Below are 14,362 nucleotides of genomic sequence, written 5' to 3' on the forward strand. Positions count from 1 at the left end.
ACTTTAGCGCGGTGGATGATGACCCTGGCCCATGAATCGCTTGACCCCGTGCGTCGGCGGGTGTTGCCAGCGTAATCCTGGAGCCCCCTCAGCGGGCAGGCTTGCGCGCCGGTGCCTTGGCGGCGGTGTTGCGGGTGGGCTTGGCTTTGGATGCGGCCTTGGCGGCTGTTTTGGGGGCTGTCTTGGCCTTGCCCGCAGCAGCCTTGCTGGAGGCTGCCTTGGCGGTGGATGTCTTGCGTGCAGGGGCTTTGGCGGCCTTGGTCTGGGCGCTGCGACCGGCGGCGGTGGCCGTGGCGGCCATTTCCGCTTGTGCTGCGCGGGCTGCTTCCGTCAGGTGTTGCACGCCCTGTGCAGCCTGGGTGGCCAGGTGGCTGGCCATGTCGGTGGCTTTTTTCAGGGCATCCTGGGCAAAGTGCTGGGTGCTGTCCATGGCACTGCTGTGGTGGGCTACGTCCTTCAGGGCGGTGGACGCAATGTGCTGGAACTGGGTGGTCAGGGCATTCCACCAGTGCAGAGGGTCCACCACGCCCGGTGCAGCGGCGTCCTGCGTGCTGGCCTGGGGGGCCTCCTGCCCCGCGGGTTCTTCCGGCTTGGCCGCTGGGGCCGCAGCAGGCGCGGGGGGCGCCGAGGGCTCAGGGGTGGGCGCAGACGCCGCACTGGCGGCGGGGGCGGCAGCCGCACCACGGGCAGCGCCCGCAAAGGTCTCTGCGGCCTTTTGCATGTTCTGCATCACCGTCTCGGCCCCCTGGAACTTGAACGCCTGGGCGACGTCGCCCATGCTCATGTTCATGCCCTTGAGGGTGGCCAGCGTCATCTTCTGCACTTCCAGCGCCTGGATGGTGGCGGTGAGTGCGCGGCTGTTCTGGTCCAGCCAGAACTGCACGGCCTTGAGTTCGTCGATGCGTTTTTCCAGCTCTTCCACGCTGAGGGTGGGAGCCACCCAGCTGGAGAGCTGGGGCATTTGCGGAATGCCGCTGGCTGCGCCCTTGGCGAGGCTTTGCAGAAAATCAAAGCCGGGGACGAATTTGCCAAAACCGAAAGAGGAGGTGTCGCTCATGGCCGCTGTGGGTGGGTGAAAGATGCAGGCAGCTTACTCCACGCAGCAGGCCATGGCGAGGGTGCAATCCCTCGCCATGGCCCCTCTCCAGGGCAGCCCAGCGGTCGCTGGACCTCAGTGCTTGTGCGCGCCGTGCTGGTGCCCCGCATCGGTGGCTGCGCCTGGGGCGGCCCCGGGTGCGGTGCCAGGTGCGCTGGTGGCCACGGGCAGGTTGAGTTCCTGCTTCACTTCAGCGCCCTTGGCGTCCTTGAAGGTCAGGGTGACCGGCACCGACGTGTTGGGTGCCAGAGGAGCCTTCAGGTCCAGCAGCATGATGTGGTAGCCGCCGGGCTTGAGCTCCACGGTCTTGCCTGCAGGCAGATCCAGCACAGGCAGGGCGCGCATCTTCATCACATCGCCCTCCATCTTCATTTCATGCACCTCGGCCACACCTGCGGCGGGCGATGTGGCGCCCACCAGCTTTGCGCCCTCGGGGGCGGTGAGCTTCATGAACGCGCCGGTGCCCTTTTGGCCTTGCACTGTGGCCCGGGCCCAGGCGCCTTCCACCTTGACGTTGGCGGTCTGGGCAAAGGCTGCGCCAGCCAGCAAACAGGCCAGGGCCGCGGACGTACGGATCAAAAACATGGATTCACTCCTTCACAACAGAAACACGGAAACACGGAAACAGCAAAAAAACGGAATGGCTGGCTGAGGGCCGCGGGCTGGTGCCGGGCTGCCCCCACCGCCCGCGAGCCCTTGGGCCAGACGGGCGGGGCAGCAGCTCAGTGCTGATGGCCTCCGCCACCCGCCTGGGGCAGCACTTCCAGCAGCGCTGCAGGCGACTTGAGATCGTGCAGTTTCTGGCCCGCCTTGGGGATTTCGATCCAGTCGCTGCTGCCCTCGGTGCACACCTGGCGCACGGGCCAGTAGAGGGCTCCGGCCTTGTCAGGCGTCTGGCCGACCAGCACGAATTCATCATAGTAGGCACTGGGCAGCGCGTCCTCAGGGGTCTTGGCTGTCCAGGTGATGCGTGTGGTGTCTTCCGTCACGCTGCGGCCATGGCTGGTGTAGGGCGTGGCGAGCTTGCTGCGCTGCACATCCAGCGTCCAGCCCGGCTTGGGCTGGGGGCGCGCGCCCTTGAAGCCCTCGGGAATATCCACCACCACCTGGCGCGTGGGCGATGCCCCACAACCGTGGCCGACCTTGAAAGTGGCCTTGTAGCTGGCGCCCGCCGGGGCGACCTGGTATTCCAGCACCACATGGGCGGATGCAGTGCCAAACAGGGCTGTAGCGCTTACTAAACAAGCGCAAGCAGCTATCTTTTTCATAGTGTTTTTTTTCATCTTTCGACCTTTACGTTGAAACGACTCATTGCCTTGGTGCGCCCCATCTGGGATACGGCGCAGCCACTCAGGGGGTTACAGATCTACTTTCAGCTCCGCCATGTAGCTGCGCTGCGGGTAGGGGTGGAAGTTCCAGAACTTGTAGTTGTTCAGGTTGTCGATGCCCACCGCGGCGCTGACCTGCTTGGTGACCTGGTAGCGCACGCGCACGTCGGTGGTGAAGTAGCGGCTTGCGCCCTGGTAGGCAAAGCCGTTGGGGTCGGTGTTGTCGAGCGTGCTGTACTGTTTGCCGCTGTAGCGCGCGCCCAGGGTGTATGACCATTTATCGTCCGGCCGGTAGGTGGCCACGGCGGTAGCGCGCCACTCGGGGATGCGTGGTTGCCATTTGCCGACGCTGGCGGGGAACTTGTCGTTGCGCGTGATCTTGGAGTCTGTCCAAGTCAGGCTGCTGCCCAGCTCCAGCCCGCGCACGAAGACGTTGGCGGCCTGGTACGACAGCTCCAGGCCCTTGGTACGGATGGCGTCCACGTTCTGCACATTGGTCACGTTGGGCGTGACGAGCACATTGGTCTGCGAGTACAGCGCGTCCTTGGTGCGCTCAAAGAATGCTGTCAGGCGCAGCAGCCCGTTGCCTAGGTCCCGCTCGGCCGTCAGCTCGGTGGTCCAGCTCTTTTCGGGCTTGAGGTTGGGGTCGTTGTTGATGAGCGTGCCGCTGCCGCTGATGCCACCCTGGTACAGCTCGGCTACGGTGGGCATGCGCACGGCGCGGCCGGTCGATGCCTTGAGCACCCACAGGTCGCTGGCCTGGTAGGCCACGGCCGCCTTGGGCGAGACATAGGTTTCGTTGCGCTCAGGGTGGCCCACGATCGTGGTGGCGTTGCCCGTCTGACCATTGCTGGCGCTCCAGCGCTCGGCGCGCGCCCCCAGCACGGCCTTCCACTGGGGTGCGATCTTCCAGGTGTCTTGCGCCCACAGGCCCAGCAGTTGGGTGTCTCCGTTGAAGGCCTGGTTGCGGGCGCCTGCGTCACCGCTGACCCAGTTCGTCGTAGCGTTCTCCACCGTGCGCAACTGGTAGCTGTCGCGCTGCAGACCAAAGTCCACAATGTGCGCGCCCTGCATTCCATCGGGCCGCCAAGTGCCCTTGGCAGCCAGCGTATTCCAGCCCGTGCCCTTGCTGTTGACGATACGCCCTGCCCCGCCGTTCAGCGCCGCAGGCAGCGCCACGGTGGCGGCGCGCAAGGTGTCGGTCTGGTAGTCGTACACGCTGGCGGCCACTTCCCAGTCGAACGTGCCCTGCGTGCGGCTCTTGACCGACAGGCCGTGCATGAAATGCGTGAGGTCTTCGTTGGAAACGTTGAAATCCGTCGGCGTGAGCGCAAAAGAGCGGCCGTTGATGTTCACGGTGCCGCTGTAGACCGCGTTGCCATTGGCGTCGCGCAAGTAGCTGGTGGGTCGCCCTTCGGACTCGTTGTGCCACCAGCCAAAGGTGTAGGCAGCCCGCACGGTGGGCGAGAAGTCGTAGGCGATCTTGGCCTTGATGTGGTCTTGCTGCGTGTGGTACTGCGTGGCGGTGCCCAGCAGGTACCAGGGCTGGTTGCTGCGGTTATTGCCCAGCACAGCGCCCGTCACGGGTGTGCCCGCGCTGCCCACGGCGCCTGCAGACACGAGGCGCGTGGGGAAGGTGAGCGGCTGGCCTTCGCTATCGGTCTTGTTGAAGTTCAGGAACCAGGACCAGTCGCCGTTCTTGTTGCCCACTGAGGCGCTGACCTGTTTGCCCGCGTAGCTGGTGCTGGTGCCGTACAAGTCAAACGGCTGATGCTGGTAACTGACCTTACCGTGCGCCTCAAACTTTGTGGGCATGCGCGTGACGTAGTCCACCACTGCACCCACTGAGTTGCCGGCGTAGGCGGCCGAAAACGGGCCGTAGAGCACGTCCACGCGCTCGATCTCCTCGGGCGTGACCAGCATCCAGCGCGGCGCGTTGGTGGGGCCGTTGCCCAGGTAGTTGCTCAGCAGAATCCCGTCGGCAAACACCATGGACCGCGCCGGGTTGCCCGTGCCCGAGGCGCGGGTGGACAGCACAGCGTGGTTGTAGTCGCCGATGTAGCGCTTGCGCACCAGCAGGCTGGGCAGGTACTTGAGGGCGTCTTCGCTGTCGGTGGCGTTGATCGCATGCTCGATCTGCTCGCGCGTCACGCCCTCGATGGTGGTGGGGATCTGCGTGGGCAGCGAGGTGGGCTGACCACCGCTGATGGTGACCACGCCCAGTTCCTTGACGGGCGCGGTGGTCTGGGCAGGTGATGCGCTGGTAGCTTTGGCAGCAGACGCAGGCACATCCTGCGCAACGGTCGCCACAGGAACAACGGGCGGGGCAGTCTGGGCGTGGGCGAGCACGCCCAACGATGAAACGAAAACACACGGAAAGGCACTGGCCAACGCCAGCGCCATGCGGCTCTTGCGCATGGAAACTCCTGATAACAAGCCAAACAGGCCGCTTGCGCTTATCCAACAAGCGCAGACAGCTATCAATTCAGTAGCAAATCAGGAGAACAACGGAGGGCCGCGTGGCGGCAGCGGTGCAGCAGTGCGCGACGCAATATGCGCTGCCGGAATGGGCAGCAGGGCATGCGCCAGCGGGTGGGGTTGGGGCAAACGGGCCTGCATGGCCGGTGGAGGGGCGCCCACGTGCACGCACAAGGGGCAATCCAGCGTGTGGGACGACAGCTCTTGCGCGCCGTCATCGGTCTGCACCAGCAACTTGATCGCACCAGAACCGGTACACACCAGCTCCATGGACTGCGGGCTGACCACCGGGGCTGCCACAGCCACCGCCAGAGACATGACAAACCACGCCAGCACACAGCGGGCGAGCCAGCGAAGGCGGCGAATGGTTTGCATATCCGGCCATTGTAGGAGCACGCGCACCGCGGCGGGGTGCTTGGTGGGTGTGGGCATCAGCGCTTTTTTCACGCGGTCTGATGCGCCACAAACCGCAGCGTCACCCACCAGAGCAAGCACATCGGGAGCTTGATATCCATCAAACCGCAGCGGGCGCAGACGGCGCACCATGAAGACGTTCCCTCACTTCCCTGGAGTTGACTGAATGACACCCGCACAGATGACACCGTTTCAACAGCAGTTGCTCGAACAGCGGGCTGCCATCCTGGCCCAGCTGGCCGAGCAGCGTGGAGGCGCGATGGGCCGCGTGGAAGCGGCGGCAGAGCATTTCCACCCCGGTGAAGACTCGCGCGCCCAGGCCGCCACCGAGCGCGTCCTGGAGTTCGCCATCGAAGACCGGGAGCATGAACACCTCAATGCCATTGCCGCAGCGCTGGAGCGCATGGAGGCTGGCACCTACGGCGAGTGCATTGACTGTGGCGAGGAGATTGCCGAAGCACGCCTCAAAGCTACCCCCGAGGCGGCGCGCTGCGTGCATTGCCAGCAGGCAGCGGAGAGCCATTCGTCGCCACACCACTGATGCCCAGAGCTGCTCACCGAGTTGCCCACAGAAACGCCTGTGGGCGTTCAACCGGCGCGCTATTCAGCCGTCTGCTCAAAGGCCTGTGCAGTCATCGCAAGTCTTGGAGCTTTCCAAACCACACTTTTTCTTTCACTCACGAGACCTGAACCATGAGCACTTTTCACGCTGTTGTCTGGATGGACCATTCCGAAGCCCATGTGGTGATGTTTGACCGCGAGCATGTGCAAGCCCAGCGCATCAAATCCCGCAGCCATCACAAACACCAGGGCAAATCTGGTGATGCATCCGGCTTCTTTGGAGACATCGCTCAGGCCCTGCAAGGCACGCATGAAGTGCTGCTGTGCGGGCCGGGGTTGGCGCGCAACGAGTTCAGGGACTGGTGCCACAAGAGCGCCACCGCGGTGGCCCACAGCGTGGTGGATTCAATGCCCGCAGATCACCCTACCGACGCGCAGCTAGTGGCCATGGCGCGCCAGTATTTCAAGAAATTCGACAACATGGCGGCGGATCCGTCCGTGGCATGAGCTTTTGAACAGGTTCCTTGTGCTGAGAGCGGGTGTTGCTCGCCATCAGCGTTGAGCGCTCCACCCAGCCCTTGGGTTGAGCGCTTTTTTTATCCACCTGCATCACCGCCTGAGAAGGGTGATGCAGGACACCTCAACGGCGGGGGGCCAGCGGCATCGCGCCCAGTGCAAAGACCGAGTTCGGTATCTGCAGACGCGACATCAAAGGCCGCGGTGCGGGCTTGGTGATGCCCACGGCCTTGCGGGGGCTGGCAGACTGTCGCTCAGGTGCTGGCTCCACCCCTTGGGCCTGGGCCTGAGTCACCAGTTCCTTCAGCGATACCGACTGCAGGTACTCCAGCACCCGTGCGTTGAAAGACACCCACAGCTCGCCCGTCATGGCCTTGAGCTGCGCCACCTGGGGAGGGGTCAGAGGCTGGTAATCATCCACCTCCATGTTCTCCACCGCCAGGATGATTTCAGCCACCGCGATCTGCTCCGGCCGACGCGCCAACGTGTAACCCCCACCGGGGCCGCGCGTGCTCTCTACCAGACCGGCACGACGCAGGGCACTGAACAGCTGCTCCAGATAAGACAGCGAAGTCCCCTGCCTCTGGCTGATGCTGGTGAGCGACACAGGCTTCATCCTCTGGTGCAGAGCCAGATCCGTCATGGCCGAAACAGCGACTTTTCCTCGGGTCGTAATACGCATGGCAACCTCCTTGTGAACGCATTGAGCGAAACCACTGACAAGACTCCAAACGCCTTGCCAATCCAGAATGTAGGAGTTTTGACACTTCGCGTATATTCGTTTTATTGTTCAAAACACTTCGATTTTCTCGATGAATAAGGCCGCGCCATGAACTTTAAGCATCTGCGTTACTTCTGGACAGCTGCCAAGGCGGGCGGTGTGATGCGGGCGGGTGAGCAGTTGCACACCACTCCGCAGACTCTGTCCGGACAGATCAATCAGCTGGAGGAGTGGCTGGGGCATGACCTCTTCCGCAAAAGCGGTAGAGGCCTGGAACTCACCAATGAAGGACGTGTGGCACTGGGCTATGCGGAGCAGATCTTTGCCCTGAGCGATGAACTGGAAAAAGCCATCCGTTTGCCCCGGGGGCAGTCCAAGCCGCTGGAGTTCAAGGTGGGTGTCGCAGATTCGGTGGCCAAATCGGTGGCGTACCACTTGCTGGAGCCTGCTCTTGGCATGCAGCAGCAGGTACACATGACCTGTCACGAAGGCAAATTTCCGGAGTTGCTGGCACAACTGAGCATCCACCGTCTGGACCTGCTGCTGGCCGACGAGCCTGCTTCCAAAAAGATAGGCGTGAAGGCGTTCAACCACGCGTTGGGATCCTCCAGCATGAGCTTCTTTTGCTCACCAGCGCTCAAAAGCCAACTCCAGGGGCCCTTTCCGCAGTGTCTGCATGGCGCACCCATGCTGATCCAGGGACCTTTGTCTTCCGTGCGGCAGCAGCTCGATCATTGGTTGAACAAGCACCATCTGCAGCCCCGCATCGTGGGGGAGTTTGATGACAGCGCGCTGATGAACGCCTTTGGACGCGAAGGGCGCGGCATCTTCACATCGCCCACCGTACTGGAAGAAGAAACGCAGTCTCAATTTGGCGTGGAGGTGATCGGTCGCTCGATCGAGCTGGTCGAGGAGTTCTTTGCCATTTCGGTAGAGCGGCGCATCAGCCACCCCTGCGTAGTGGCCATCACGGAAGCAGCGCGATCCGATCTTTTTGGTCAGTAAACGCTGAAGGCATGGACTCATTCCGATGGAACGGCTTCTGCAAAAAGCAGCACTGTCTGATGATCTGGAAGGAATCCCAGAGGGCGACTCAAAAAACACCCCGGACAACTGCGAGGCGACTCTTTTGGTCTTTGGGAGCCATGCTTGAACGAATCTAGCGGTGCAATCACCGTGCCGTTCCAAGCGCAGTCAGGTCTCTGTGCTTGCAGCTACCCAAAACAGCTTTTGTTGAGACAAAAACAAAAAAGCCCCGACAAGTCGGGGCTTTGATGATTTTTTGGTTGCGCGAGAAGGATTTGAACCTCCGACCTTTGGGTTATGAGCCCAACGAGCTACCAGACTGCTCCATCGCGCGGTAGATTTAAATTATACCCTATTATTCAGCGGCTGCCGAAGAATTTTCAGTTTCTGCAGCGCGATCCACCAGTTCCACATAGGCCATAGGTGCGTTGTCTCCCACACGGAAACCCATCTTCAGGATACGTGTGTAACCACCGGGACGTGCCTTGAAACGTGGACCCAGTTCGTTGAACAGCTTGGTCACGCTGTCGCGGTCACGCAGACGGTTGAAAGCCAGACGGCGGTTAGCCACGGAGTCTTCCTTGGCCAAAGTGATCATGGGCTCGATCACGCGGCGCAATTCTTTGGCCTTGGGTACGGTGGTCTTGATGGCCTCATGCTCGATGAGCGAGTTCATCATGTTTTGCAGCATCGCAAGACGGTGCGAGCTGGTGCGATTCAGTTTACGGAGTCCGTGTCCGTGGCGCATGGTGCTTTCCTTTTTACTTGATTAAACCAGGCAGCCGTATCAGGTACTGCCCAGCGCACTGGTTCCTCAGCGGAACCCGAGATTATAACTTAACGCTTATCCAAACCGGCTGGTGGCCAGTTTTCCAGCTTCATGCCCAAAGTGAGACCGCGAGAAGCCAAAACTTCCTTGATTTCGTTGAGCGACTTGCGGCCCAGATTTGGCGTCTTGAGCAGCTCGTTTTCGGTGCGCTGGATGAGGTCACCGATGTAGTAGATGTTCTCCGCCTTCAGGCAGTTGGCAGAACGCACCGTCAATTCCAGCTCGTCCACAGGACGCAGCAGGATCGGATCAAAAGTAGCGCCACCGCGTGGACCAGAAGGCGTCTCGAAGGCGGTCAGCTCACCACCCTCCAGTTGCGCAAACACAGCCAGTTGTTCGACCAGAATCTTCGCCGATGCACGAACTGCATCTTCAGCAGTGATCGCGCCGTTGGTTTCGATCTCCACCACCAGCTTGTCCAGGTCTGTACGCTGCTCCACGCGAGCGCTTTCCACCGTGTAGCTCACGCGCTTGACAGGAGAGAACGAAGCATCCAGAACGATACGACCAATGGACTTGGTGGCTTCATCTGCATAGCGACGCATGCTGCCTGGCACATAACCACGGCCTTTTTCCACCTTGATCTGCATGTCCAGCTTGCCGCCTTGCGACAGGTGAGCAATCACATGATCAGGATTGACGATTTCAACGTCGTGAGGTGTCTGGATATCACGTGCGGTCACCACACCTTCGCCATCTTTGCGCAGGCTCAGGGTGACTTCGTCACGGTTATGGAGTTTGAAGACCACGCCCTTGAGGTTCAGGAGAATGTTCACCACATCTTCTTGAACGCCGTCAATCGACGAGTATTCATGAAGCACACCAGCGATGGTCACTTCGGTCGCTGCGTAACCCACCATGGACGAGAGCAGAACGCGCCGGATGGCGTTGCCCAGCGTATGGCCATAGCCTCGCTCAAAAGGCTCCAGAGCAACCTTGGCACGGTTGTGGCCGAGCTGCTCGACATTGATCGCCTTGGGTTTCAGCAAATTGGTTTGCATTCAGACTTCCTCTCAATACCCCCAGCTCGTTACACCGGTAAGGCTGGTGAAGCGCCTAAACCGCGATGCCTCGCGGTTTAGGAACGGTTTACTCGAAAACTAGATCGAGTGATTAGCGCGAGTACAACTCAACGATCAGAGATTCGTTGATGTCTGCACCGAACTCATCACGATCAGGCACCTTCTTGAAGACGCCTTCGGCCTTGTCGGCATTCACTTCAACCCAAGCTGGCATGCCCACTTGAGCAGCCAGTTGCAGCGCTTCAGTGATACGGGCTTGCTTCTTGGACTTTTCGCGCACAGCAACCACATCACCAGCCTTCACGAGGTAGGAGGGGATGTTCACCGATTGACCATTCACAGTGATGGCCTTGTGGGATACCAGCTGACGTGCTTCTGCGCGGGTGGAACCGAAGCCCATGCGATACACCACGTTGTCCAGACGGGACTCCAGGAGGAACAGCAGGTTCGCGCCGGTGTTGCCCTTCTTGCTGTCAGCAGCTTCGAAGTAGCGGCGGAATTGCTTTTCCAGAATGCCATACATGCGCTTGACTTTTTGCTTTTCGCGCAGTTGCAGGCCGTAATCAGAAGTACGGGCACCGGAGGTGCGGCCGTGCTGACCAGGCTTGGAATCGAACTTGGACTTGTCCGCGATGGAGCGACGGGCGCTCTTCAGGAACAGATCGGTGCCTTCACGGCGGGAGAGTTTGGCCTTGGGGCCGAGATAACGTGCCACTTGAGCTTCCTTTTATGTCATCTACCGCAAACCATTGCGGGAGCCGCCTGGAGCGTTTTCACGTCTGCAGGCGGCGGTGGGCTTGAAAAAATCAGATACGACGGCGCTTTTGAGGACGGCAGCCATTGTGCGGCACAGGTGTCACATCAGAGATCGATGTGATACGGATGCCCAGAGCACCCAAGGCACGCACAGACGACTCACGGCCTGGGCCGGGGCCCTTGATTTCAACGTCCAGGTTCTTGATACCTTGGTCGATAGCAGCGCGACCAGCAACTTCCGAAGCCACCTGAGCAGCGAAGGGAGTGGACTTACGCGAGCCCTTGAAACCTTGGCCACCAGACGATGCCCAAGACAGAGCGTTGCCTTGGCGATCGGTGATGGTGATGATCGTGTTGTTGAACGATGCGTGCACGTGGGCGATGCCGTCAGAAACGTTCTTGCGAACCTTCTTGCGAACGCGTTGTGCAGCGTTGTTGGCAGGAGATTTAGCCATATTGATCTTTCAATCTCTTTATTTCTTCAGTGCAGCTGCACCCTTGCGCGGACCCTTGCGAGTGCGGGCATTGGTACGCGTACGCTGACCACGCATCGGCAGACCACGACGGTGGCGGAAACCACGGTAGCAACCGATGTCCATCAAGCGCTTGATGTTCATGGTTGTTTCGCGGCGCAGGTCACCTTCAATGGTGAACTGTTCGATCTGCTCGCGAATTTTTTCCAGATCAGCGTCCGTCAGGTCCTTGATCTTCTTGGAATATTCGATGCCAGTTGCTTCGCAAATCTTGCGAGCGCGGGTGCGACCAATGCCATAGATGGAGGTCAAACCGATTTCCGCATGCTTGTGAGGCGGAATGTTGATGCCAGCGATACGTGCCATATGCGTCCTCTAATACTTTCCAATCAACCCTGGCGCTGCTTGTGACGCAGATCCGTGCAGATCACGCGCACCACACCTTTGCGGCGGATGATCTTGCAGTTGCGGCAGATTTTTTTGACCGAAGCCGAAACTCTCATTGCATTCTCCTAAAACTTTTCCATCCGTCCCGGCTGTTTCGCACGGAACACAGTTTGTGCCCGCGAAAACTCGTGGGGCGCCTACTCAATCTATTCAAGACACCGACGCTACTCGCGTCGGCACCTTTTCAACCGCCGTTACCGCCTTTGAAGTTGGCCTTCTTCAGCAGTGACTCGTATTGCTGCGACATCATGTAGTTCTGAACCTGGGCCATGAAGTCCATGGTGACCACTACGATGATCAACAGAGACGTGCCACCAAAGTAAAACGGAACGTTGTACTTCAGGATCAAAAACTCAGGCAGCAAACACACGAAAGTGATGTAAGCAGCGCCAGCAAGAGTCAACCGAACGAGAATCTTGTCGATGTAACGTGCCGTCTGCTCACCAGGACGAATGCCAGGGATGAAAGCACCGCTCTTCTTCAAGTTATCTGCTGTTTCGCGGCTATTGAAAACCAGAGCCGTGTAGAAAAAGCAGAAGAAGACAATGGCAGCTGCATACAACATCACATAGATAGGTTGACCAGGAGTCAGCGCACCCGAGATGTCCTTCAGCCAGCGCATTGAATCACCAGCACTGAACCAATTCACTACCGTTGCTGGAAGCAGAATGATCGACGATGCAAAGATCGGCGGAATCACACCAGCCATATTCAGCTTCAGAGGCAAATGCGAGGCTTGGCCGCCATACACCTTGTTGCCAACCTGGCGCCGCGCGTAGTTCACAAGAATCTTGCGCTGTCCACGCTCAACAAAGACAACAAAGTATGTTACCAGAGCAACCACCAGAACGATAAAAATTGCTGCAGGGGGTGACATGGCACCTGTACTCACCAGCTCCAGCAAGCCGCCGATGGAACTGGGAAGTCCCGCAGCAATACCTGCAAAGATCAGGATGGAAATACCGTTGCCAAGTCCACGTTCAGTAATCTGCTCGCCCAGCCACATCAGGAACATGGTGCCTGCTGTCAGACTGACAACAGCGGTGAGACGGAAACCAAAGCCAGGGCTCAGTACCAGACCTGCGGAGCTTTCAAGCGCCACTGCAATCCCAAAGGACTGGAAAAGCGCCAACCCCAAGGTTCCAGCTCGCGTGTATTGGGTAATCTTGCGACGGCCAGACTCGCCTTCCTTCTTCAATTGCTCAAAGGTAGGAATGACATAGGTCATCAGTTGCAAAATGATCGATGCCGAGATGTACGGCATGATTCCCAAGGCAAACACGGTGAACCGAGACAGCGCACCACCCGAGAACATGTTGAACAAGTTCAGGATGCCGCCCTTTTGCCCGCTGAACAACTGCTGAAGTTGGGCTGGATCGATGCCTGGCACTGGGATATGCGCCCCAATGCGATACACGACCAGCGCAAGCAACAGAAAAACCAGCCGACGACGCAAGTCGCCAAACTTGCCGGTTTTTGCAATTTGAGCTGCGCTAGTTGCCACAGATGCCTTCCTTGGGGGCTATCAGGCCACGGAGCCACCAGCAGCTTCGATAGCTGCCTTGGCACCAGCCGTTGCGCCAATACCCGACAGCTTGACTGCCTTGCTCAGCGAACCACTCTTGATGACCTTGACCACCTTGGCCAGCTCGCTGATCAGACCAGCTTGCTTCAATGCCAAGACGTCCACTTCAGCCAGACCGAGCTGATCCAAGGCAGTCAGTGTGACTTCTGCATTGAACTTCAGCAGGTGAGACTTGAAGCCACGCTTTGGCAGGCGACGTTGCAAAGGCATTTGACCGCCTTCGAAGCCTACCTTGTGATAGCCACCGGAACGGGATTTCTGACCCTTGTGACCACGGCCAGCGGTCTTGCCCAGACCGGAGCCGATACCACGGCCTACGCGGCGCTTGGCATGCTTGGCACCGTCTGCGGGCTTGATGCTATTGAGTTCCATGATCGATCTCTCAGACGATTTTGACCAGATAGCTGATCTTGTTAATCATGCCGCGCACTTCAGGCGTGTCTTTCAGCTCGCTGATGCTGTTCAGCTTGCGCAGACCCAGGCCACGAACGGTGGCGCGGTGCGATTCCTTGGTGCCAATCGGGCTGCGCACCAGTTGAATCTTGACGGTTTGTTGCGTAGTCATATACGTGCTTCCAATCAGGCGAAGATGTCTTCAACTGTCTTGCCACGCTTTGCAGCAACCTGAGATGGAGTGGTGGAGTTCACCAGAGCATCAAAGGTAGCGCGGACCATGTTGTAGGGGTTGGACGATCCATGGCTCTTGGCCACGATGTCCGTCACGCCCAACACTTCGAAGACGGCACGCATAGGACCGCCAGCGATGATGCCCGTACCCTTGGGGGCGGGAGCCATCATCACGACAGCGGCACCGTGGTGACCTGTCACGTTGTGATGGATCGTGCCATCCTTCAGCGACACCTTCACCATGTTGCGACGAGCTTCTTCCATTGCCTTTTGCACAGCTGCAGGCACTTCCTTAGACTTGCCCTTACCCATGCCAACGCGGCCATCACCGTCGCCAACCACAGTCAGTGCTGCGAAACCGAGGATACGGCCGCCCTTCACGACTTTGGTCACGCGGTTCACCGCGATCATTTTTTCGCGCAGACCGTCGTCACGACCTTCGTCTTGCACTTTGGGTTGAAATTTAGCCATTTTGTATTCCGC

General features: G+C 59.5%; 19 protein-coding genes and 1 tRNA gene. 3 read left to right on the forward strand and 17 right to left on the reverse strand.

What is annotated here, in order from left to right:
- Positions 1–88: 88 nt before the first annotated feature.
- The 5 genes from AACH87_RS19310 to AACH87_RS19330 form a co-directional block, all read right to left on the reverse strand.
- On the reverse strand, positions 89–1,057 hold the full coding sequence (locus tag AACH87_RS19310) for a PhaM family polyhydroxyalkanoate granule multifunctional regulatory protein (RefSeq protein ID WP_338796164.1): 969 nt from the start codon (positions 1,055–1,057) through the stop codon (positions 89–91).
- A 114-nt stretch (positions 1,058–1,171) separates the two neighbouring features.
- Positions 1,172–1,681 (reverse strand): copper chaperone PCu(A)C, encoded by a 510-nt coding sequence (locus AACH87_RS19315; protein WP_338796166.1) that lies wholly within the window; start codon positions 1,679–1,681, stop codon positions 1,172–1,174.
- Between the two features lie 137 nt (positions 1,682–1,818).
- Positions 1,819–2,379 (reverse strand): YcnI family protein, encoded by a 561-nt coding sequence (locus AACH87_RS19320; protein ID WP_338796168.1) that lies wholly within the window; start codon positions 2,377–2,379, stop codon positions 1,819–1,821.
- Between the two features lie 75 nt (positions 2,380–2,454).
- Entirely contained in the window at positions 2,455–4,842 is a 2,388-nt protein-coding gene (locus tag AACH87_RS19325; RefSeq protein ID WP_338796169.1) for a TonB-dependent receptor, read from the reverse strand.
- 78 nt (positions 4,843–4,920) lie between these two features.
- Complete coding sequence (locus tag AACH87_RS19330) at positions 4,921–5,277, reverse strand: DUF2946 family protein (protein WP_338799024.1); 357 nt, start codon at positions 5,275–5,277, stop codon at positions 4,921–4,923.
- 205 nt (positions 5,278–5,482) lie between these two features.
- Between AACH87_RS19330 and AACH87_RS19335 the strand changes: the two genes are divergently transcribed.
- Both AACH87_RS19335 and AACH87_RS19340 read left to right on the forward strand, forming a co-directional pair.
- A complete protein-coding gene (locus AACH87_RS19335) occupies positions 5,483–5,857 on the forward strand; it encodes a TraR/DksA family transcriptional regulator (protein WP_338796170.1) in 375 nt (124 codons plus the stop codon).
- A gap of 152 nt (positions 5,858–6,009) precedes the next feature.
- Positions 6,010–6,384 (forward strand): hypothetical protein, encoded by a 375-nt coding sequence (locus AACH87_RS19340; RefSeq protein ID WP_338796171.1) that lies wholly within the window; start codon positions 6,010–6,012, stop codon positions 6,382–6,384.
- 133 nt (positions 6,385–6,517) lie between these two features.
- Here the strand turns inward: AACH87_RS19340 and AACH87_RS19345 are convergent, their stop codons facing one another.
- Positions 6,518–7,075, reverse strand: a complete 558-nt coding sequence (locus tag AACH87_RS19345) for an Rrf2 family transcriptional regulator (RefSeq protein WP_338796173.1) — start codon at positions 7,073–7,075, stop codon at positions 6,518–6,520.
- Between the two features lie 147 nt (positions 7,076–7,222).
- Here AACH87_RS19345 and nhaR point away from each other — a divergent pair, with 147 nt between their 5' ends.
- The gene (nhaR, locus tag AACH87_RS19350; protein ID WP_338796174.1) at positions 7,223–8,119 is read left to right on the forward strand and encodes a transcriptional activator NhaR; all 897 of its coding nucleotides are present in this window, start codon (positions 7,223–7,225) and stop codon (positions 8,117–8,119) included.
- 278 nt (positions 8,120–8,397) lie between these two features.
- Here the strand turns inward: nhaR and AACH87_RS19355 are convergent.
- The 11 genes from AACH87_RS19355 to rpsE form a co-directional block, all read right to left on the reverse strand.
- Positions 8,398–8,474: transfer RNA gene (locus AACH87_RS19355), tRNA-Met, on the reverse strand.
- 21 nt (positions 8,475–8,495) lie between these two features.
- Positions 8,496–8,888, reverse strand: a complete 393-nt coding sequence (gene rplQ, locus AACH87_RS19360) for a 50S ribosomal protein L17 (protein WP_066698045.1) — start codon at positions 8,886–8,888, stop codon at positions 8,496–8,498.
- Positions 8,889–8,977: 89 nt separating this feature from the next.
- The gene (rpoA, locus tag AACH87_RS19365) at positions 8,978–9,970 is read right to left on the reverse strand and encodes a DNA-directed RNA polymerase subunit alpha (protein WP_099656877.1); all 993 of its coding nucleotides are present in this window, start codon (positions 9,968–9,970) and stop codon (positions 8,978–8,980) included.
- Positions 9,971–10,082: 112 nt separating this feature from the next.
- Positions 10,083–10,706 (reverse strand): 30S ribosomal protein S4, encoded by a 624-nt coding sequence (gene rpsD, locus AACH87_RS19370; protein WP_338796176.1) that lies wholly within the window; start codon positions 10,704–10,706, stop codon positions 10,083–10,085.
- Positions 10,707–10,797: 91 nt separating this feature from the next.
- Positions 10,798–11,202, reverse strand: coding sequence for a 30S ribosomal protein S11 (rpsK, locus tag AACH87_RS19375; protein ID WP_005793662.1), 405 nt, complete (start codon positions 11,200–11,202; stop codon positions 10,798–10,800).
- An 18-nt stretch (positions 11,203–11,220) separates the two neighbouring features.
- The gene (gene rpsM / locus AACH87_RS19380) at positions 11,221–11,586 is read right to left on the reverse strand and encodes a 30S ribosomal protein S13 (RefSeq protein WP_338796185.1); all 366 of its coding nucleotides are present in this window, start codon (positions 11,584–11,586) and stop codon (positions 11,221–11,223) included.
- A gap of 23 nt (positions 11,587–11,609) precedes the next feature.
- On the reverse strand, positions 11,610–11,723 hold the full coding sequence (rpmJ, locus tag AACH87_RS19385; RefSeq protein WP_005793651.1) for a 50S ribosomal protein L36: 114 nt from the start codon (positions 11,721–11,723) through the stop codon (positions 11,610–11,612).
- Between the two features lie 128 nt (positions 11,724–11,851).
- Entirely contained in the window at positions 11,852–13,171 is a 1,320-nt protein-coding gene (secY, locus tag AACH87_RS19390) for a preprotein translocase subunit SecY (protein WP_338796188.1), read from the reverse strand.
- A 21-nt stretch (positions 13,172–13,192) separates the two neighbouring features.
- Positions 13,193–13,624 (reverse strand): 50S ribosomal protein L15, encoded by a 432-nt coding sequence (gene rplO / locus AACH87_RS19395; RefSeq protein WP_338796190.1) that lies wholly within the window; start codon positions 13,622–13,624, stop codon positions 13,193–13,195.
- A 10-nt stretch (positions 13,625–13,634) separates the two neighbouring features.
- Positions 13,635–13,817, reverse strand: coding sequence for a 50S ribosomal protein L30 (rpmD, locus tag AACH87_RS19400; protein WP_338796191.1), 183 nt, complete (start codon positions 13,815–13,817; stop codon positions 13,635–13,637).
- 14 nt (positions 13,818–13,831) lie between these two features.
- The gene (gene rpsE / locus AACH87_RS19405; RefSeq protein ID WP_338796192.1) at positions 13,832–14,350 is read right to left on the reverse strand and encodes a 30S ribosomal protein S5; all 519 of its coding nucleotides are present in this window, start codon (positions 14,348–14,350) and stop codon (positions 13,832–13,834) included.
- Positions 14,351–14,362 lie beyond the last annotated feature (12 nt).

It is taken from the genome of Acidovorax sp. DW039 (genome assembly GCF_037101375.1).
GTDB lineage: Bacteria > Pseudomonadota > Gammaproteobacteria > Burkholderiales > Burkholderiaceae_C > Acidovorax.